The sequence below is a fragment of the Blastococcus sp. CT_GayMR16 genome, from assembly GCF_004570875.1.
GTDB lineage: Bacteria > Actinomycetota > Actinomycetes > Mycobacteriales > Geodermatophilaceae > Blastococcus_B.
Genome location: NZ_SPQK01000003.1, coordinates 38347 through 57660 on the forward strand (window position 1 = coordinate 38347; position 19314 = coordinate 57660).

The window sequence follows — 19314 nt, forward strand, 5'->3', positions numbered from 1 at the left end:
GCGTGGCGCCTCTTTGGATGGCGACGGCCTGGCCCGATCGTCGCGCCTCAGTCGAGGACAGCAACCTCGTCGATCGAGTCGTTGAAGGCGTCTGGGCGAACCTGACGAGCGATCTCCTCGGCGATCTCTTCGACGGTGTACTCCGCGGTGTTGCGGGCGATCTTCTCGGCCCACGACGCACTCTGGGCCATCACCTCGGCCTTGGTGAGCTTGTGCCAGAAGGGTAGGAGGCTCTGCTCGCCGGCGACGGCGCGGGTCACGATGCCGTCGAGTTCGTACTGAGTCCAGCCCTTGGCGAAGAGGGAGCTGGACAGCACGACGACGCCGAAACTGCTGTGGGCCGGCCGTAGTCGATCTTGCGACGCAATCTGTCGCCGATTCCCAGCTCGAAGGCGTCGAACCAACCTTGACCACGCTGACGATCATGAGCTGAGTGTCGAACTTGTCCGTTAGCATAGTGGGCCCCGTTCAGGGACAGCGCGGCGGCCCTAAGGTCCAGCACTGGACCGGGCCAGGAACGTCGGAGGCACGCAATACCTTCCCTGCCATGCGCTTCCACATCACCGCCGAGTTCGACCTCGAGGTCAAGGACTGGGCCGCCGCCCGCGAGTTGGCCGACGCGTACTTCCTGGAACAGGGCAGGAGGATGCAGGTCAACGTGGCCGGCACGGAGGACGTCCCTGCCGACGAGCACGCGGCCCGCGCCCAGAACACCAACGTGGCCGGCACGCTCGCCAGTTGGGTCCTGGCCGCCGGAGCCGTCACGCGGCCCGACGTGGTCGAGTTGTACGACGGGCACATCTCGGTCCGGGACAACGGGTAGGCGCGGCCGGCCTTCCACCGGCTGCTGTCGGTTCGGCCGGTCAGACGCTGGCTGCCCAGCTACCCCCGGACTGAGGCTTCGGTCGGGTGAGCCAGTAGACGCCGGTCCGAGCGCGGTTGTCGGACATGTCCGCGCTCACCAGCCGCCAGCCCTGCTCGCCGAGCTGGTTCAGCAGCGCAACGGTGGTGTCGTAGTTCGGTGCGACCATGGTCGCGAGGTTGGGCTGCGACGGAAGCAGCACGAACTGCGGGTTGTGGCCGGCCTCGGCGCGGACGAGCAGGGTCTCCCAGGGCTCCATGTTCTGACCGTAGGGATTGCTGCCCCGCCCACGGAAGTGGGCGCCCGGTGAAGTGGCGCGTCGGAGCTGGCGAAGCTCGAGGTCGCTACCTCGCGCCACGCTCATGCGATGTGACAGATCAGCGACTCCCTCGGCGGCAGCCCTACCGGACGGACTATCACGCTGCGTAAGAAGTTGTGAAACTTGTGAATACTGAGCGTTACGACACGGCGGTTCATCGCATTGAGGGATTACAAGGGACGTACACACCATTAGCGTTGTAGATGCGAGGCGGCCAGGAGGCCGCGGGGATCACGCCAGGTCTGCTGCCAGACCCTTCCGGCTCAAGCCGGTTGAGGCGCCCCGGGCTTCCTGGCCGCCTCGCGTCGTCTAAAGGCCACCGGCCGGCCACCACGGGTACGACTGCAGGGTGGCCGGTCCCACCATGGCCTTGAAGCCAAAACCCTCGCACTTCCCCTGCGGGTTCCGTCGGATTCGGTGACGGATGGCTAGCAGGTGGTGCTCCTCATAGCCGCCGTACGGATCGGCCACCATCGCGGCACTCAGCATGCCGGCGTACTGATCCGCCGCCTGCAACCCGTCGAGGCTTCCCATACCGAGGAACTTGGGCTGCCCGTGAAGACGAGCCCACGGAACCCAAGCGGGATCCTGCTGCTCCTTGAGGTTGAAGTACTTCTGTGTCTCCTGGTGGTTGAAGCCTCGAACATGACCAAAGTTCACGATGACGTCTCGTGGGCCACCGGCCCAGTACTTGGCAGTGAGCAAGATCCTCTCCATGAGCATCCCAGCCGCGTAGTTGTAGAAGCGACTCTGGTCGGTCAACAGAACCGCCCCCGTCGGTATCGACGCCTTCTCGAAGATGACGATGTTCACGAGCGCCGGAACAGGGACCAGCAACGACGTCATGGCCTGACGTCGGGCGAACGTCTTCACGTGATCCGCCCAGTGCAGAGGCTTCGTGGAGGGAACTCCGAACAGTTGCCGAGCAGTCTGGACGGCGCTCCGGAGGAGGTGGTCATCTTCATCGGCGATGGTCACTCCGACCATCGCGAAGAAGCGAGAACTCTTCCCGGAGCGCCCCCGGTCCCCCGTCTCGTCGACGTATGTCCGGAGCAGGGGAGGCGTACTGCTGGTCACTCGGGGACCGTAACCCCGCGAGATGCGACACTTTGAGTGGTTAAGCTGCGTGTCGATCTGCACAGAACCTGCGTGACCTGCGCCTGAAGCGCCGAGGTCGCCGCGAGGGGCCTCTCGGTGGTGACCTGTGCACTGCTGGCCTCTACCGTCGCTGTTCGCTTGCCTGAACATCGGGCTAGCCAGGGGCAATGCCGATGACGAACTGCAGGCCTGCGGCCCAACGTGCACCGGAGTTCTCTGCGACGAGGAACGTCCAGTCTGGTGGATGGCCGGGCGTCGCCGTCACTACGACAGGACCAACTGCATCAGGAACGCCTCGACGGTCACCAACAGCATCTGGGCCTGCATCACCGTCGCCGCGCCGGGGGTGTGCTTGATCCCCTGGGCCTGGTCGAGCATCCGACCCACCAGGCTGCCGAGGGCCTGCTCCTGGCTCTGGACGAGGCGTCGGTCCCCGGTCCGGTCGCGCAACACGTAGGCCACCTTCGCGGGCCGGGTGGGGTTGCCTTTCTGGTCCAGCTCCGCCTTCGTGGGCTTCCGTCCGTCCCTATGCAGCCAAGCGTGCACCGCCTCGTGCGGGGCGAGGGCTCGCAGAGTGTGGTCGACGGCCTCCACGACGCAGTGCGCGATCTTCGACGGCGCGGCCGAGCCGCTCCGCTGTACGTCGTCCCAACCGCCTTCGATGAAGGCAACGATGTTCGCGTCGATGGCGCGCAGGGCCGCGAAGAGCTCGACGCGAGCACCGGCCGGGCCGGTCTGCCAGGGCTCGACGAGCCGCTGCTCGACCTCCTCGGCCACCTCCTCCACGTCGACGTCGTCTGGTCGCAGCAGCAGGTCGCCACCGATGAGGCCGCCGACCGTCGTCCCAGCGACGGTGGACATCTGCAACCGGTGCGCGGTCGGGTTCAGCGCGATGTACCGGCCCCACGCGCGCGTGGTGGTGGTCGTCGCCGCCGTCAGGGCCCCCGCCGGCGCCACGGTGGCCAGCCGCTCAGCAAGGTTCGCGGCCAGGCTGGTGCGGGCGCCGAGCTGTTCGAGCAGTCCCGGGACACTCTCTGGCAGCCGCACACCCGCGAGGCGCGCGGCGTCGGCTTCGGCGAGCAGGGACAGCCGCCAGGTCTCCAGCCCGGAGTTCGGGAATGCACTGCGGGCCAGTTCCGCTGTCGCGGCGAGCTCCATCCGTTGCAGGGGCGACGGGGTGAGTTCGTCGACCACCTTCAGTTGCTCGGCGAACAGCCGGGTCGTGTCCGGCATTGCGCTGCGGGACAGCTCGGCGGCCCACTCGCTCACCCGGCTGAACTCCGTGGTCAACGACGCGGCTGGGAGATTGTCGACCAGGTCAGCGAACAGTCGCGGCATCTCCGGCATCGCGCTTCGCGACAGCTCCGCGGCAAGCCCACCGATTCGGCTGAACTCGGCAATCCAGGGCGGCTCGGGGAGCTTCGTTCGTGTCAGCTCCGCGGCCAGCTCACCGATCCGACTCATCTCGGCGGACCACGGCGGCTCGGGCAGCTGCCTCCGCGTCAGCTCCGCGGCCAGGTCACCGATCCGACTGAACTCAGCATGGAGCGGATGAGGCGGCAGATCGGGGAACAGCTTTGGCATCTTCGGCATCGCGCTGCGCGGCAGTTCGGCGAACTGCTCGCTGAGTGTGGTCGCCTCCGCAGCCACTGAGGTCGTGGGGAAGGCGCCGGCAACAGCGGCGAGCGTCCGGTCGAGTTCTCCGGCCAGCTGGAAGCCCCGGCCCTGACCGGCAGCCGCCTGCGTGTCCTCGGCCGAGTCCCTGGCGTCGCCGACGGCGTCCGGATCCGCCTCACTCAGGTGCTCGGAAGCAGCCTCCGGGTTCGGCTCGTCCGCGCCGGTGTCGTCGCCGATGCTCACCAGGTCCAGCTTGCTGAACAGCCGCACTTGCCTCCGAACACTTGACCTCCGCCGCTCCGGACCCGATCTGCCGCACAACCGTAGGCGGTGACACTGACACGGGAACTACCAAGCGGCTCTACTCAAGCCTTCAAGATCACGGGCCATCACAGACCCGTGAATAGGTGGGTTGCAGGCGCGCGTCAGCGCGGGCGGGCGAAGCCCGTCCTCCAGTTCCTCTGCAGTTGGGTCAGGCGGCCGGGTCGAGGACCACGGTGTGGCCGAGGCGTTCGAGTTGGGCGACCAGCCGGCGAGCGTGGGCCTCGTCGTTGCGGCGGGCCAGCCAGTCCGCGCCGAGGTCTCGGTAGGGCTCGTCGCGGGTGAGCATCCAGTAGGCCGAGACGAGGATGGAGTGGGCGACTGCGACCTGGGCGCGGCCCATCCCGCGGCGAGCGGTCAAGCGGGCGTGCTGGGCGGAGAGGTAGTTCTTGCCCTTCATGCGCCCGGCTGAGCCGGCGGCCTCGACCAGCATCGAGGTGAGCCATTTGTTGCCGTGCTGGGCCTCGGGCTGGTGGCGCTTACCGGCGGACTCGAAGATGCCCGGCGCCAGACCGGCCCAGGAGGCCAGGTGCGCCGCGGAGGGGAAGCGGGACATGTCCCCACCGGTCTCGGCGAGGATCACCTGGGCCACCTTCGGCCCGACTCCGGGAATGGTCTTGCAGCAGCTCGAGCTGGTGCGCCCAGGGCCGGCACGCCTCGGCGATCACCGCGTCGAGCTCGGCGAGGGCATGCTCGACCAGCTCGAGGCGGTGCAGCATGGTGCGCGCCAGCTGCGCGTGCTGGGCGTTGAAGTGCCCGGTCAGCGCCTCGACCAGCTGCGGGATCTTGATCCGCATCTTGCCCTTGGCCATCTCCGCCAGCACCTGCGGATCGCGCTCCCCGGCGATCATCGCGGTCAGCATCGCCCGGGCCGAGACGCTGGTCAGGCTGGCCGCCACCGAGGACAGCTTGATGCTGGCGTCCTCCAGCATCAGCTCCAGCCGGGTCACCTCCCGGGTGCGGTCGCCCATCAGCTGCACCCGGTAGCGGGTCAGCATCCGCAGCCGGCGGATCTCCGGCGGAGGCACGAACGACGGGCGGATCAGCCCGTGCTCGAGCAGCTGGGCGATCCACTCGGCGTCCTTGACGTCGGTCTTGGGTCGCTGCACCGCCTTGATGTGCGCGGCGTTGCACAACCAGACCTCCAGCACCTCCTCCAGGCAGTAGAACGCCGGCTTCCAGTACGTCGAGGTCGACTCCATCGCCGCGATCGTCACGCCGCGCTCCAGCAGCCAGTCGCGCATGACCTCCAGCGCTCGGGTGGTCGTGGGAAACGTCCGCGTCTCACTGCTGCGCCGGCCTCGCGGGCCCGGCGTCCGCACGCACACGGTCAGCGTCGCCTTGCCGATATCCAGCCCGGCGACCCGCTCATGCATGACCTCCATCGGATTCCTCCTTCGCATCGACACCGATGGGGTGTCGTCCGGAGGGCCCTCTGCCAGGACACAGACCCACGCGCTCACGGCAGCAATCAAGGGGCACCCGAGGGCCCCGCGCCATACACATCTACGGGCTCACCCGCACCACTGTGCAACGACGTCGCCGGACCCCGACAGCATTCTCATCCGCAAGGGCAGCGATCAAGATCGCAACCGTTACACGTCTTGCATCTGAGGTAGAGGGACTCGTTGTGACGGATCGGCAAGCAACCGCTGCAACCAGTTCACGCCGCACCTCGTCCGCTCCTCCCCCGTCGCCGCGCTCCTGTCCAGCAAGCTGCCGGCGACCGTGACGCCGAGATCGCCATGGCCATCGTCGCAATGCTTAGCGCGGCCACGAGTCACCCACCGACGAACTGGAACCCTTGAGTGACAGCTGTAGGACGCGATAGGGCACGTACGACAAGAGGACCTCCACTGAGCGAATAGGCGACTGACCAGTAAAGTCGAATTGACCGATCCGACCTTCCAAGCTGGCCATGCCGGTTCGATCCCGGTCACCCGCTCCACGTAAAACCGCAGGTCAAATGGCCTGTTAGGCATACCGGAGGAGTCCCGCAGGACCCTCTGAAGGCCCCCGATTTGACCCTTAGAGACCCCTGTTTCCGATGGATAGGTCATGAATACGTCACGCCGCGAGCCCGGATACGCACAGGTCAAGGCGGCTGAACGTCTCGCTGCAGGGGCCACCGTGCCCACGGATAGGTCACGCTGACGCCTCACCGGGCTGGTCACCGCAGTCCGGCGTCGTCCGAAGAATCAAGGTGATGCCGCGCGGCGATCCGCCGGCCGATCTTCTAAAGCGGAACGCCGAGGAGTTCGGCTGCTGCCCGGCTGCGGACGAAGCCGGCGTGCGCGGCGTACGGCCACGACGGTGTCTGCCAGCCGCCGTCCGTGAGGAGATCGGGGGGCAGGCCTCGTGGGGGCGGCGGAGTAGAGGGCGTACTGGCTGTTCCGGCGCTGAACCCTGCGTGGAACGGCGCGTCAGGCAGGCCGTGCCCCCGGTGTCCTTATTACTCGAGCGGCTCGGCACCTGAAGGACAAGCAGGAACCAGGCCCATGACGACGACCCCCAGCAGTGCGACCTGCTGCAAGAACTGCCCCAACAACTTGGCCGGGACCTTAGGGCCGCGTCGGGTAAGCCCAACAAGTTGCGGCCAGCGCTCGCCGCGTCCATCAGGCCTGCGGCCCCCCGGCCATATACATGGCGCACCGCATGGCAATAGGGTTGGGCATGCCGTACTACGAGAGCGGACACGTTCGCCTTGAGTATCGAACCCTTGGGCCGGATCATGCGGAAATCGTCGTTCATCTTCACGGGTTCCCGCAGCCTTCTGACGTCTGGATGCCAATCGCCGACCGATTGCAACAGGAGGGGTTTCGCAGCCTCATCCTTAATCAGCGGGGTTACCCTGACACTCAAGTACCCAGGGGGGTAAGGAATTACCGATTGCGCCTATTGGTGGACGATGTGATCGGGTTGCTAGAATCGATTGGGAGCACGTCGGCACATATTGTTGGACACGACTGGGGCGGGTCGGTGGCCTGGTCGTTAGCCCATAGGCGACCGGATTTAGTGAAATCCTTAACGGTAATCTCGATGCCACACCCTCAGGCGCTAGCGCGATCCCTTCTTGTCAGTTCTCAAGCACTGCGAAGCTGGTACGTGATTCCCCTCATGATTCCCAGCCTCGTGGAGCAGGTCGCAAGATTCTTCCCGCGCCTGGCGCAGGCATGGCTAGCCAGCACAGGGTTGGACGACAAGACTGCCGAAGCACACCTTGAGCGAATGCAAGAAGGTCCACACGGATTGACCGGTCCACTCAACTGGTACAGGGCAATTCCGCTAAACATAATGCAAGAGCCTTGGAATCTCCCAATCACACCAAGAACGCTGTACATATGGTCCCGGGGGGATCAAGTCGTCACGGTCGCGGCGGCGAAGCTAACCCGGCGGTACGTGGCTGGACCATTTGACTTCGAGGAGATTGACGGCTCTCACTGGCTTCCAGAGGAGCATTCGACTGCCTTGGTAGAACTACTCTTGCAGCATTTCCGCGGAGGCCGCGCTCGAATCGCTCCATGAGCCTCATCGGTTCCCCAAGGAGCTCTGACGCGATGTGATCGACGTTTCGGATCATCGCTCCCGTTTCAGAATCAAGGACCGGTAAGAACACGTCAGCCCACGCGCGCTTGCCCAAAAGGTCCACTCCGGGCGGGCGCCACGTCCGTCGGGACACAGCTCGGACAAAGGCCTTGGTCTCGGGGAATGACTCGAAGACGGCTATAGCGCCCTGCCGGTAGAACCGCATGTGGCGACCCTCTTGCGCCGCAATACGTTTCAATACGGGCTCGATGACCTGAGGAGTTCGCGGGTCTCGGGCGATTGCGTTGTAGGCGCTCAGCGCCACATGCTCCTGAAGCGTGCCCAGGCACAGATACGCTGCAAGCATGCCAGCCTTATATACAGAGCCGGCCCGCAGCGCACCAGCCGCGATGACCGCCCTCCGGTCGCGATGAAGCGTCGCGTGAGACGGTAAGTCAACATTAAAGCCGAGCCGGCTAGCCATTGCCATGAACGCCCGGGAATGCTCCGCTTCCTCCGCCAGCCAGACAACATTGAAGTCTTGTATCACAGTAGAGCGGTCGGCTCCCGACCAATGTAGCTTTACCCGCATATGACGCGAGTCGTCTTCCACCCCAGCCAGAGCCCAGAATAGTCGGCCGAGACGGGGATCCGACTCATCCTTCATCGCCGAGACCTCATCCCGCCACGTGATCGGTCCCCAATTCTTGAGAAATCGATCGAGATTCGCCTCGAGTTGAGAGGTAACGCGAGACCACGGCCCCATTGTCAGGTCCTTCCAGAGGCGTTGGATAGCAGGATGTACACGGCCGATAGATCGGCAATGAGACTGATCGAGAAGACAAGGACGTCGCGCGGGCGGCGGAACGGAAGTGACGGGATGGAGCGGATTTGAGCGATTCGACCTGCGAAGAGGTTCTCTATCTCAATAACCCGCGCTGCCCCCTGGCCGAGCATCTCGGTAGCCATGCTCGCTTCTAAGCGGGCTTGTTCCACCTTCTTGTATGCGGAGATTCTACGGCGTGCGAATATGAACGGGAACCCCAGATAGATCGGCAGGGTGATCGCCCATTGTCCAGCGACGAAGAGGAATGGTCCAAGTATGATGGCCGAGGGAAGCGAGATGGCGACGGCCGCAAGTGCCACACCATGAATGGCGATTTCGATATACGTCGCAGTCAGCACGCGCCTTACCGGTAGCCAACCATAGAACTCGTCCCGATTTACCGGGTCCGCCCCGAATGAAACGTGGTGTCTCGATGCCAAGTAGGCCCAGATGACATTGAGGCCCACAAGATTCTGCAAAGTGATGATGTAGACGCCGTAGGACCCCAGGAGAAGATAGCCCGAGAATCCAAAGAAGTTGACTCGCGGATTCGCCCACAAGCTTTGATGTGCAGCTTCAAGCCACGCGCCGCGTGCCGGTCCGTCGGGCGCGAGCGCCTCATAGGGGCCGTCAGACGTCTGCGTGTTGAGCGTCCAGACTACAATCAAGGCGAAGAGGAATATCAGCCAGCTAACCTTTGCAATTACGCGAAAGTTGCGATTGGCAGCGTCGATCCTGGCGTCGAATACGGCTGCAGAGGCGGGTGTTCGGAACGTCAGCGCGCCGCAATTTGTCATTTGCCCATGGAGATCGCGGTAGCCGCGCCACTGATGGTTGATCAGGGCAGGCGTGATCGCCAGGATGACGAGCGTCCCGATAGAGAGGAGGTCGCGGGATAGCGGAAAGAACGGGCGGACAAGCTGGTCGGTGCAATAGTTTGGCAGCGGCACAAATGGAATGGCATGACTGAGTAATGTGCAGCTCTCCTGCCACCATACACTTGCAGGACCAGGCTCCCGAGCCAGAAACTCGACTGCAATGAAAAGGAGTGTGAGGACCAGGGGGATAGCTAGGATCGCCTGCGGTCGTGAGGAACCGAATGCCCGGCGCAATAGGGTGGGTTCTGCGCACTCTGGTTCAAACTTGTTCAAGTAATGTCCGAATAGCGTCGCCGCAATTGACAAGCGCGTTCGCGCACCGCAAATGTTGCCTTCTCTGCGCACACGAGAGCGTCGGCCAATCTCCCCGCCAACCCGCTTTGACGTGCGGACACTAGCGGCCGGGTTGGGGGGCGAGCAAGAGGAAACGGCCCACAGTCCCTCTCCGCCTAGACGCCCCCCAGCGACTCCGCGCCATAGGCGTCCCCTGTACGTCCCGCCGGCCGAACTGGACGCCTCCCGCTCGGCACGCTCGATTTCTGGTGCACCCGGGTCCAGCGCTAGGAACGGCGAACTCCTGTTCCGGTCCCATCTTCCGCGGCCCCAACGGGCCGGTCACACGCACCGTCCTCACATGTTGAGGTGGCATGCCCTGCGCATGCGTCAGCCCCCGGCCTGGCCGTAGGCCTTTTGGGCCTCCTGAAGCTCCTGCCAGTGTGCCTCGAGGCCGGCGAGCGTCGGGCTCACGTTCTGCGAAGCGAGTGGCTGCGAGTGTCCGTCGATGTACCGACACGCGTCCTCGAAGATTCGCGTGACGGTTTCGATGGCGACCGGCAGAGCGGCTGCCTTGATTTGCGACAGGGTGGTCATGCGCACGTTGGGCTGATAGCGCTGGGTCACGCCTTGGAGCAGCGCACTTTCGGTGAACACCTCACACCACGACCGGATCCAGCCGTAGCCCGTCCGAACCAATGCCGCCCGAGCCTCACCACTCTCCTTCTGAGCCGCCTGGATCGTCTCGTTAATCTTCCTCTTCATGTTTCCGACCGTGTCCCAGCGGGGCCCGGTCGCGCGTGCAACCTCACCCTTCCCCGCTTCGTCGGTGATCTGGTAGTAGGTGCAGCGCTTGGACTTCTCGAACAAGCCCAGCAGGGTCGAGGCGAAAAAGATGTCGTGCGTGAAGACGATGACCTGGTTGTCTTCGGCAAGCATCGCGATTCGCGTGGCCACCTCGCGGATGCGGCGGTGATCAAGACTCGAGACCGGGTCATCGAAAACGACCGGCGCGTCGATGCCGGCCAGCCGAGCCTCTGCGAGGAAGTCCGCCATCGCTAAGACCTTCTGCTCGCCCTCGGACAGCACCTTCGACGGCTTCACCTTGCCGCCAATCATCTTCCGCCGCTGAGCCTTCCCCTGCCGCCCGAGGAACTCGATCCGTAGCTCCGGCGCTCGCAGTGCGGCGCACTCCTCCTGGAACAACGTGTCGAAGCTCTGGTTGATCAACTGATCGCTGGCGGTCTTAGCCAAGGCCGTCAAGCTGCGGCTCAGGCCTGGCAGAGGCTTGCTCAGGATGCCTAGGCGGTCGGCTTCCTTCGCGTTGCGGACGTGCGAGTCGATCATGGGCCACGACTTGGCCAGCTCCGCGGCGGCAATCAGCTCGTCGCGCTCCTTCTTCTTCTGCGCCAGCGCTGTTGTGCGGTTGTCGGCCTGAGTCCGCAGCGAGACCAGCAGGGCTTCGGCGGCCGCATGCGCTTCGGCGAGGGTCTCCGAGAGTGGCGCGACCGTCGCGTGGAGGTCGGCCTCGGTTGCGGAGCCGACCGCCGTCATCTTCTGGACGCTCGTCAGGGTCGAGTGCAACTCCCTGAGCGCCGGATAGAAGGGCGGGGTCTCGCCGGCGTCCGCGTACTCGGCGACGAACGAGGCAATGTCGGTTGAGTCGATGCCGAGCACCGGGGCAACCGTGGCCTTTATGCTGGCATCGGTGGCGGCGATATCGTTGCTGATCTTGTCCGCCAAATAGTCGGCGTACTTGGCGAGGAGTTCTCGAGCTGGGTCGGCCAGTGGCTGCCGGCAGTACAGGCAGCGGGCGACATCATGTGAACCAATCTCTTCCAGGTGCCGCCGGTATCGCTCGCCGGCGGCAACGAACTCTCCCCAGGACTCCTCCGGTCCAGCAGGGAGGTCTGCGGCGCTGAACAGTTCGTCGCGAAACTTCTTGTAGTCCGCGTCCAGTGCAACTCGAGTAGCGAGAAGCGACCGATAGCCGAAGCTATCGAACGCGGTCAGGGTGGCCGCGACGGTGGTCGCCTGGGAGAGAACCCGCTCCACGCGGGTCAAGGTGATGATCTGCGTGCCGATGGTGTTCGCCTCGAGTGCTGCGACTGCTTGACGCAGGACGTCGATGCGTTCCTCGATGTTCGGGTCGGGATCGGACTTCGCCTTGAGCGCTTCGAGGTCGGTGGAGGCCCCGAGCGTCTCGATCAGCGGATGAACCGTGGCCTCCTTGGGAAACCGGCTCAGCAGGGTGGTCGCGCCCGAGGTGAGATGCTTGGCGGCGTCATCGATCTTCGCCTGGATCAATTTCAGGCCGGCGACGACGTGGTTAAACAGCGCCAACGCCGCCGGTACGTATGTGTACTCAAGGTCGTCGTCAACGTGGAAGTTCACCGAGGGACTGTCGAAGATCGACATGCGGATGAACGGCGAGACACCGCGCTCCCCGGTCCATGCAAGTGTCCTGGTGTCGCTGCCGAGCTTGTAGACGATGGTGGCCGACTGCGGGTCGTTGGAGGCGGCGGCGAGATTGCCGAGGATGACGTCCGCCGTCCGGCTCGCGGCGAGTGCCTTGAAGATTCGCGAGTATCCGGTCTTGCCCGTGCCGTTCTCCCCGAAGAGGATCGTGAGTCCCTCGTGGGGTTCGATGACAGCGCCGGCGACAAGCGCATTGACGCCGCTCACGTCGCACAACTTCTTAATGGTTAGGGGCTCGTCGGCCTCGTCAGCGCTGGCGGGGGTCGTTAGCGCTGGGACCTCCGGGGCGGTGCGTTTGTCGAACGCTTTCTCCTGCCGGAAGAGCTGGTACGCGTCCTCAGCGTCTTCAAGCGACAGAGGCCGGCCGGTGTCGAGGACTTGCCGGACTACGAATCGGACCCACTCGTCGCTGTCGTTTGCCCAAGCAGCCAGGATCGCCCGCGGATCGGTTCCAGGCACAGCCGCGGCCGCGTCAGGCGCGGCAGCAGCCGCGCTTCCAGGGGAGACGGGGGCCTCGTCGCCAGCGTCCATGTCGGCCACGACCTTCGCCCCCTGTTCCGATTTGCCGAAGCCTGGCGGCCGGCACGACGCCTCAGGCTGAAGACCTGCGATGTGGACACTTTGCTAGACCAAGGCGACACACCGCTACACCATTACGCAGAACGCTCACATCACATTTGGGAGGTCGGCGCCCATGGCTCATCTGCGCCTTGGTGGAGTTGTCCTGTCCCGGCGCGGGTGGGTCGCCTCCCCGGGCGCGCGACAGTCCGCCATTGCCACGGTCGACCCCCGGCAGGTACCGCCAGCACAGACCTCGACCTTCGCACGCAGACGGTCCACGACTCCTGCGCCGACATCGAGCCATGCCGGGCAGCAGTTCAAGATCCTTACCGTCACACTCATGCACCTCAGGGTCTGCCGATTCGTGCTGACGGATTTCTGGAGACTCATCCGGAGCCTTGGCGGCATGGGAACCAGAGGTAGCCCGAGTATCGAGCCCGACGGCGAGAGCGCGAGCGGCAACAGCGTCAGGACGCCCGGTTGACGACCCCGAAGGCCACCTCGGGCCCAGCCGCTTCGGACGTGCACGGTCCGGAGCGGCGAGCCGCCGCGACGACCTGTGGGTGGTGCGGTGGGCCGATGACACCCGGGAGCCGGGGGTCGATCCCCAAGTGGTGTTCAGCCACGTGCCGGCACCGCGCCTGGGAGCAGGCCCGGGCGGCGGCCTCCGGTCTGTCCGCGGTGGAGGTCATCGAGCGGCGCGTCGAAGTCCAGGTACCTCTAGTGCCCACCCGCCGCGACTGGCCCAGACTGCTCAGCGACCTCGCAGCGCGGCTGAACGACGGGCGGGTCTACGACCGCGACTTGCCCGCCCTGGCGCGGGCTCTGGAACCCGTACTGGAGAACTACCGGCGACGTGCGCACCTCACCGGCGCTCCCGACCTGGACTGAACCCGAGCTCCAGTACTTCTGCAGTAGTAGGAAGCAGCGGCTCCGGTCTCCGAGTCGGCGACGGTCACCATGGGGATGGCCTGACTGGTGAGGCACTGGAGATGTTCGGCAGGCCACTCCCCCACCGTCGTGCGCAAGCCTCCACGTAGCACGCGACTGATCCGGGAGATGTCGATATGGATGATCCGCAGCCGCTTCGGGAAGTCATGGCCGCCGACCGTCTCCTCCTCACGCCCGAAGAGGCCGCGGAGGTCCTACGCATCGGTCGCACGACGGTGTACGCGCTCATGAAGAGCGGGGAGCTGCGCTCGGTACACATCGGCCGCAGCTGCCGAATATCCCAGGCAGAGGTCGAGCGCTACGTGCGCCGGCTCCAGGCTCTCCCATCTCGTCCACAGCCTTCGCCGGACGCCGCGTGAATCCACAGCGAGCCTGCCCTTTACCTCAGCGCTCCAGGACACTCAGCCTCCAAGAGAGCTTCAAGGGGTAGCGGATGGCGGGACGCGCGTCGAACGGAGAGTCGACGATCTACAAGGGCGCCGACGGGCGCTGGCACGGCTACGTCTCCGTCGGGTTCACGCTCGACGGCAAGCTCGACCGCCGGCACGTCAGCAGCAAGAGCCGCGGCGTCGTGGTCGCGAAGGTCCGAGAGCTCGAACGCCGGCGCGACACCGGGACGGTCAGCGAGACGTCGACCCCGACCGTCGGCGGGTGGCTCGAGCACTGGCTGACCACCATCGCGCCGCGCCGGGTGCGCCAGCGGACGCTGGAAAGCTACGAGTCCGCCGTCCGCAAGCACCTGATCCCTGGCATCGGCCGCCACCGCCTCGACCGGCTGCGGCCCGAGCACCTCGACCAGCTCTACACCGCCCTGCTCGACGCCGGCTATTCCCCCGCTTCCGTTCTGCGGCACCACCGCATCCTGTCCCGGGCCCTGACCGTCGCGGTCCAGCGCGGCCACGTCCCGCGCAACGTCGCCTCGCTCGTCGACCCGCCGGCGCAGCGGCCGAGCGACCTGGCCACCGCCCTTGATCTCGACGAGGCCCGCGCCGTCCTGGAAGCGGCCGCCACCGTGCGCAACTCGGCCCGATGGACGGTCGCGCTGGCCCTGGGCCTGCGGCAGTCCGAGGCCCTCGCCCTCCAGTGGAAGGACATCGACCTGCTGGCCAACACCGTCACCGTCCGGCGCAGCATCCACCGCGTCCGCGGCGGCGGGCTGATCTACGAGGAGCCCAAGAGCAAGCGCAGCCAGCGCACCCTGGCGCTTCCGCTACCGCTCGTCGCCGAACTCCACCGGCACAAGGCCGCCCAGCTCGGCGAGCGGATGCTGGCCGGCTCCGAGTGGCACGACGAGGACCTGGTCTTTGCCCAGCCCAACGGCCGGCCGATCGACAAGAAGACCGACTACGACGACTGGACCCGACTGCTCCAGCAGGCCGGCGTCCGCCACGTCCGGCTGCACGACGGCCGGCACACGGCCGCCACCCTGCTGCTGTCCGAGAACGTGCACCCGCGCGTGGTCATGGAGCTGCTCGGCCACAGCCAGATGCGCACGACGATGGACATCTACAGCCACGTCATGCCCGCGCTGGCCCGCGAGGCGGCGGACCGGATGGGCGCCCTGCTGCTGACAGGTAAGGGCAGGCAAACTGCAACCAGAACTGCAACCACGGAGTTGGTTGAAAGCGGGCAGGACGAAGAAAGCCCTGCTCAGATGGGTGGAGCTGAGGGGACTCGAACCCCTGACCCCCACACTGCCAGTGTGGTGCGCTACCAGCTGCGCCACAGCCCCTTGCCGACCCGGTCTGGTGTGTCCGAGCCGGTGGCAACAGTACAGGGCGCGACGCTCGATCCCGCGCAGGGGTGGCGACGCCCGTGGCGGCCGCCGCCACCCGCAGACCAGGTCAGCCCAGCTTCATCTGCGCGATGCGGATGTGGTTGCCGAAGGGGTCGCGGAGCCCGAAGTCGATGCCGTACGGCTGGTCGACCGGCTCCTCGGTGATCTCCACGCCCTTCGCCTTGAGCTCGGCGTGGGTCTTGTAGGCGTCGTCGCACCGGAAGAACAGATGGCCGCCGGCGGCGCCCTTGGTGATCAGCTCGCGCACCTGGGCGGCGGTCTCCTCGCTCATGGACGGCGGCCCCGGCTTCTCCAGCAGGAGAGCCCGGTCGGGCTGCCCCGGCAGGGCGACGGTCAGCCAGCGCATCGGGCCGAACTGCATGTCGTTGGTGACCTCGAAACCGAGCTTGCCGACGTAGAAGTCCAGCGCCTGGTCCTGGTCGGGCACGTAGATCTGGGTGATGGTGATCGCGTTCAACATGCAAGGAACGCTAGGGGCCGTCACTCCCCCGCTGCTTCTCCGAAACTGCTCGGTCGAAGCCACGCCATCGCGAAGCAGGACGGCACGGGCGGCAGCGGCCCACGACGGCGGTAGGCGCTCGGCGGCTCCCCCACGATGTCGCGGAACACCCGGCTGAACGTCCCCAACGACGAGAAGCCGACGTCCATGCAGATGTCAGTGACGCTGCGCTCGCCCGTCCGCAGCAGGAACATCGCCCGCTCGACCCGCCGCCGCTGCAGGTAGCGGTTGGGGGTCTCCCCGAACGTGGCGCGGAACGTGCGGATGAAGTGCGCCTCAGAGACGTGCGCGATCCGCGCCAGGCCCGGGACGTCGAGCGGCTCGGCGTAGCGGCGGTCCATCGCGTCCCGTGCCCGCAGCAGCCGACGATTCGACTCCTCGACCGCGCGGCTCACCTGGCGATCAGATCACGCGGTCAGACGGCCGCGTCGGTGTCCACACCCCGCTCGCGAAGCCAGACCATGGGGTCGATCCGCTTGCCCTCCATGCCGCCCGACTGAATCTCGAAGTGCAGGTGCGGCCCGGTGGACTGGCCGCGGTTGCCGACGAGGGCCACTGTGTCGCCCGCGTCGACGTACTGGCCGGCTTCGACCGTGATTTTCTCCATGTGGCCGTAGACCATCACGTCGCCGTTGTCGGTGAGGATGTAGACGGCCAGCCCGAAACCGCTCGCCGAGCCAGCGCGGAGCACCACGCCGTCGACGGCGGCGTACTCCGGAGTGAGCATGGGTGCCGCGAGGTCGATACCCGTGTGCATCGTTCCCCAACGCGGTCCAAAGGTGCTGGTCAACCGGGCGCCATCAATGGGGAAGACGGCTCTCGGCCGGGCCGCCTCGACCGCGGCAGCCTCGGCCTCGGCGCGCGCGGCCCGCGAGGCAGCGACCTCCTGGAGGCGGGCCTGGGCCTCCGCGACGGTGATCGAGGCCTGCGGCAGCACCTCGGCACCCTCGTCGCCGGCCAGCAGCGCCTGCTGGGCGGCGAGGACGGAGGTCCCGTCGGCAGACGCCACCGTCGCGCCGTTCACACCGAAGACGGCAGCGGCGACGCCGCCGGCGAGGAGCGCGCTCAGCAGCAGGGCAGGACGGCGAGGGGCGGGACGACGGGGCCGGCCGGCGGCACCGTGGCGACGGGCGGACGAACCGCAGTCAGGAGCTCTGTCGAGGCCTCCTGGCCCATACGTGCGTCCATGCACCTGCCCGTCTGATGGAGGAGATCACCGGTTTGGCTGCGCGCTATACAAACATTCCGTGACGCTTCCGTGACCGGGCGTGCGGCGCGTCGTCCGGGACACGCCGTGCGACGTGCCTCACAGACCTCCCCAGTCCCACGCGTTACTCTCATCGATGTCATTCGCACACGGCCGCGGGAGAGCGATCTGCCGGGGCTGTGAGGCCGCCCACGGTCGCCCGCACGGACGAGGGGCCGTGCACCCGGTCGAGTGGCCGAATTGTTTCGCGCGCCCCGCGCCGGGGCATGCTCTACCTCCGGCGTGAAACCACCGCGCCCCTTCCGTGCCTATCGATCGCACAACGGACGGGCGCCACGGCGCCGGAACCATTGCGCGGAACCGCGCGACACACGTGTACTGCTGGTGAGCGTCGGCCCGGAACTGGGACGACCGCGATGAGCCGTGCCCACAGACGTTAGAGACGGAGGGATGCGTTGACCCAGGCAGACATCTTCCGCCCCCTCCCCCTGGGCTCCGGACTCCCCAGCGCGGGAGCCATTCCCCCCGAGATCGGGCTGCCCGAGCTGCCGAACGTCGCCGCCTCCCACACCGGCATCCGCCCGCTCCGGGACGAGACGCTGGAGCACCACGGCCAGCAGTTGCTCGTACCGACCTACGACCGGGCCGCGCTCACTCCGGCCGTCGTCCACTTCAGCGTGGGCGGCTTCCACCGCTCCCACCAGCTCCTGTACTTCGACGAGCTCGCCGAGCGACGGCTCAGCACCGGCTGGGGAGTCGTCGGCGTGGGGCTGCACAGCCGCACCATGAAGGACGCCCTCGCCCCCCAGGACCACCTCTACACCGTCGTCGAGCGCAGCCCCGACGGCGAACGGGCGCGCGTCGTGGGCGTGATGGTCGACTACCACTACGCACCCGATGAGCCCTCGACCGTGCTCAACGTCCTCACCGACGAGCGCACCCGCATGGTCTCGCTGACCATCACCGGCGGCGGGTACCGGCTGGACCCGCAGACCGACGCGTTCGACGCCGACGACATCGACGTCCGCTGGGACCTCGCGCACCCGCACTCCCCGCGGACCGTCTTCGGCTTCGTCGTCGAGGCCCTGGACCGACGCCGCCGCGCCGGGCTGCCCGCCTTCACGGTCGTGTCCTGCGACAACATGCATCGCAACGGCGACGCGGCGAGGGCCGCGATCGTGGGCTTCGCCCGGCTGCGCGACGAGGTGCTGGCCCGCTGGATCGCCGACCGCGTGGCCTTCCCGAGCAGCATGGTCGACCGGATCACGCCGCACACGACGCCCGACCAGCGCGAGGCCGTGGCACAGCGGTACGGCGTCGACGACCGGTGGCCGGTCATCACCGAGCCCTTCTCCCAGTGGTTCATCGAGGACACCTTCTGCAACGGGCGCCCGCCGTTGGAGCACGTCGGTGTGCGCTTCGTGGACGACGTCGCCCGGTACGAGCTGATGAAGACCCGGCTGCTCAACGCCAGCCACTGCGCGCTGGGGTACCTCGGCTCCCTCGCCGGCTACGCCAGCATCGACCGCGTCATGGCCGACCCGGACCTGGCCGAGTACGTCACCCAGCTGATGGACGTCGAGGTGACGCCGCTGCTGCCGCCGCCGGACGGCATCGACCTCGTCGAGTACAAGCGAACCCTGCTCCAGCGGTTCGCCAACCCGGCCATCGCCGACCACCTCTCGCGGCTCTGCCGGCGCGGCTCGACCAAGATGCCCCACCACCTGCTGCCGTCGTTGCGGCAGGCGGTGGCCGAGGGCCGGCCGCACGGACTGCTCACGCTGGCCGTCGCCGCCTGGTTCCGCTACCTCCAGAGCACCGACGCCGCAGGTCGGCCGATTCCCGTCGACGACCCGCGCGCCGACGCCCTGCAGGCCCTGGCCCGATCCGGACGAACCGACCCGAGGCCGCTGCTCGCCGAGCGGTCGATCTTCGGCGACCTCGGCGACTGCCTCGGCTTCGTGGCCGAACTCCGCTCGGCGCTCGAGGGGCTGGAACGCGACGGCCTCCGGGAAACGCTCGCGGCAGCCGTCCTGCGCACCCGGAGACTGCGCCAGGAGCCGACGCCGTGACCGACCCCGCACCGAGAGGAGCCCGACCC

General features: G+C 66.6%; 16 protein-coding genes and 1 tRNA gene. 3 read left to right on the forward strand and 14 right to left on the reverse strand.

From position 1 onward, the window contains the following. Positions 1 to 47 precede the first annotated feature (47 nt). Positions 48 to 317, reverse strand: a complete 270-nt coding sequence (locus tag E4P38_RS04945) for a hypothetical protein (protein WP_135130673.1) — start codon at positions 315 to 317, stop codon at positions 48 to 50. 230 nt (positions 318 to 547) lie between these two features. Here E4P38_RS04945 and E4P38_RS04950 point away from each other — a divergent pair, with 230 nt between their 5' ends. After that, positions 548 to 823, forward strand: coding sequence for a hypothetical protein (locus E4P38_RS04950; RefSeq protein WP_135130674.1), 276 nt, complete (start codon positions 548 to 550; stop codon positions 821 to 823). 40 nt (positions 824 to 863) lie between these two features. On the opposite strand, the gene E4P38_RS04955 is transcribed toward E4P38_RS04950, so the two are convergent. The 7 genes from E4P38_RS04955 to E4P38_RS04985 form a co-directional block, all read right to left on the reverse strand. Next, the gene (locus tag E4P38_RS04955; RefSeq protein WP_135130675.1) at positions 864 to 1121 is read right to left on the reverse strand and encodes a hypothetical protein; all 258 of its coding nucleotides are present in this window, start codon (positions 1119 to 1121) and stop codon (positions 864 to 866) included. 369 nt (positions 1122 to 1490) lie between these two features. Then, the gene (locus tag E4P38_RS04960) at positions 1491 to 2258 is read right to left on the reverse strand and encodes a DUF3800 domain-containing protein (protein WP_167760449.1); all 768 of its coding nucleotides are present in this window, start codon (positions 2256 to 2258) and stop codon (positions 1491 to 1493) included. A gap of 285 nt (positions 2259 to 2543) precedes the next feature. Then, on the reverse strand, positions 2544 to 4166 hold the full coding sequence (locus E4P38_RS04965; protein ID WP_135130677.1) for a hypothetical protein: 1623 nt from the start codon (positions 4164 to 4166) through the stop codon (positions 2544 to 2546). A 202-nt stretch (positions 4167 to 4368) separates the two neighbouring features. After that, positions 4369 to 4809: a transposase gene (locus tag E4P38_RS23140; protein ID WP_348633779.1), complete on the reverse strand. Its 441-nt coding sequence runs from the start codon at positions 4807 to 4809 to the stop codon at positions 4369 to 4371. Continuing rightward, a complete protein-coding gene (locus E4P38_RS04970) occupies positions 4697 to 5602 on the reverse strand; it encodes an IS110 family transposase (RefSeq protein ID WP_209308937.1) in 906 nt (301 codons plus the stop codon). Before E4P38_RS04970 ends, E4P38_RS23140 begins: the two co-directional genes overlap by 113 nt. Before the next feature lie 2908 nt (positions 5603 to 8510). Further along, positions 8511 to 9518, reverse strand: coding sequence for a hypothetical protein (locus tag E4P38_RS04980; RefSeq protein ID WP_135130679.1), 1008 nt, complete (start codon positions 9516 to 9518; stop codon positions 8511 to 8513). 591 nt (positions 9519 to 10109) lie between these two features. Continuing rightward, on the reverse strand, positions 10110 to 12728 hold the full coding sequence (locus E4P38_RS04985; RefSeq protein ID WP_135130918.1) for an AAA family ATPase: 2619 nt from the start codon (positions 12726 to 12728) through the stop codon (positions 10110 to 10112). Between the two features lie 753 nt (positions 12729 to 13481). Here E4P38_RS04985 and E4P38_RS04990 point away from each other — a divergent pair. Further along, a complete protein-coding gene (locus E4P38_RS04990; RefSeq protein WP_245160798.1) occupies positions 13482 to 13649 on the forward strand; it encodes a hypothetical protein in 168 nt (55 codons plus the stop codon). A 439-nt stretch (positions 13650 to 14088) separates the two neighbouring features. Here E4P38_RS04990 and E4P38_RS23385 read toward each other — a convergent pair whose 3' ends face one another. The 6 genes from E4P38_RS23385 to E4P38_RS05025 all read right to left on the reverse strand — a co-directional run bounded on the left by E4P38_RS23385 (position 14089) and on the right by E4P38_RS05025 (position 17030). Continuing rightward, positions 14089 to 14610 carry a hypothetical protein gene (locus tag E4P38_RS23385; protein WP_245160799.1) on the reverse strand — a complete coding sequence of 174 codons (522 nt, stop codon included), beginning with the start codon at positions 14608 to 14610 and terminating at the stop codon, positions 14089 to 14091. Between the two features lie 309 nt (positions 14611 to 14919). Beyond that, positions 14920 to 15189: a hypothetical protein gene (locus E4P38_RS05005; protein ID WP_135130681.1), complete on the reverse strand. Its 270-nt coding sequence runs from the start codon at positions 15187 to 15189 to the stop codon at positions 14920 to 14922. Between the two features lie 179 nt (positions 15190 to 15368). Continuing rightward, a tRNA-Ala gene (locus E4P38_RS05010) sits at positions 15369 to 15441 on the reverse strand. Positions 15442 to 15553: 112 nt separating this feature from the next. Beyond that, on the reverse strand, positions 15554 to 15967 hold the full coding sequence (locus tag E4P38_RS05015) for a VOC family protein (protein ID WP_135130682.1): 414 nt from the start codon (positions 15965 to 15967) through the stop codon (positions 15554 to 15556). 20 nt (positions 15968 to 15987) lie between these two features. After that, the gene (locus E4P38_RS05020; protein WP_135130683.1) at positions 15988 to 16401 is read right to left on the reverse strand and encodes an AraC family transcriptional regulator; all 414 of its coding nucleotides are present in this window, start codon (positions 16399 to 16401) and stop codon (positions 15988 to 15990) included. A gap of 20 nt (positions 16402 to 16421) precedes the next feature. Continuing rightward, positions 16422 to 17030 carry a M23 family metallopeptidase gene (locus tag E4P38_RS05025; protein WP_245160800.1) on the reverse strand — a complete coding sequence of 203 codons (609 nt, stop codon included), beginning with the start codon at positions 17028 to 17030 and terminating at the stop codon, positions 16422 to 16424. A gap of 638 nt (positions 17031 to 17668) precedes the next feature. Here E4P38_RS05025 and E4P38_RS05030 point away from each other — a divergent pair. Next, positions 17669 to 19285 (forward strand): mannitol dehydrogenase family protein, encoded by a 1617-nt coding sequence (locus tag E4P38_RS05030; RefSeq protein ID WP_245160801.1) that lies wholly within the window; start codon positions 17669 to 17671, stop codon positions 19283 to 19285. The last annotated feature ends 29 nt before the right edge of the window (positions 19286 to 19314 follow it).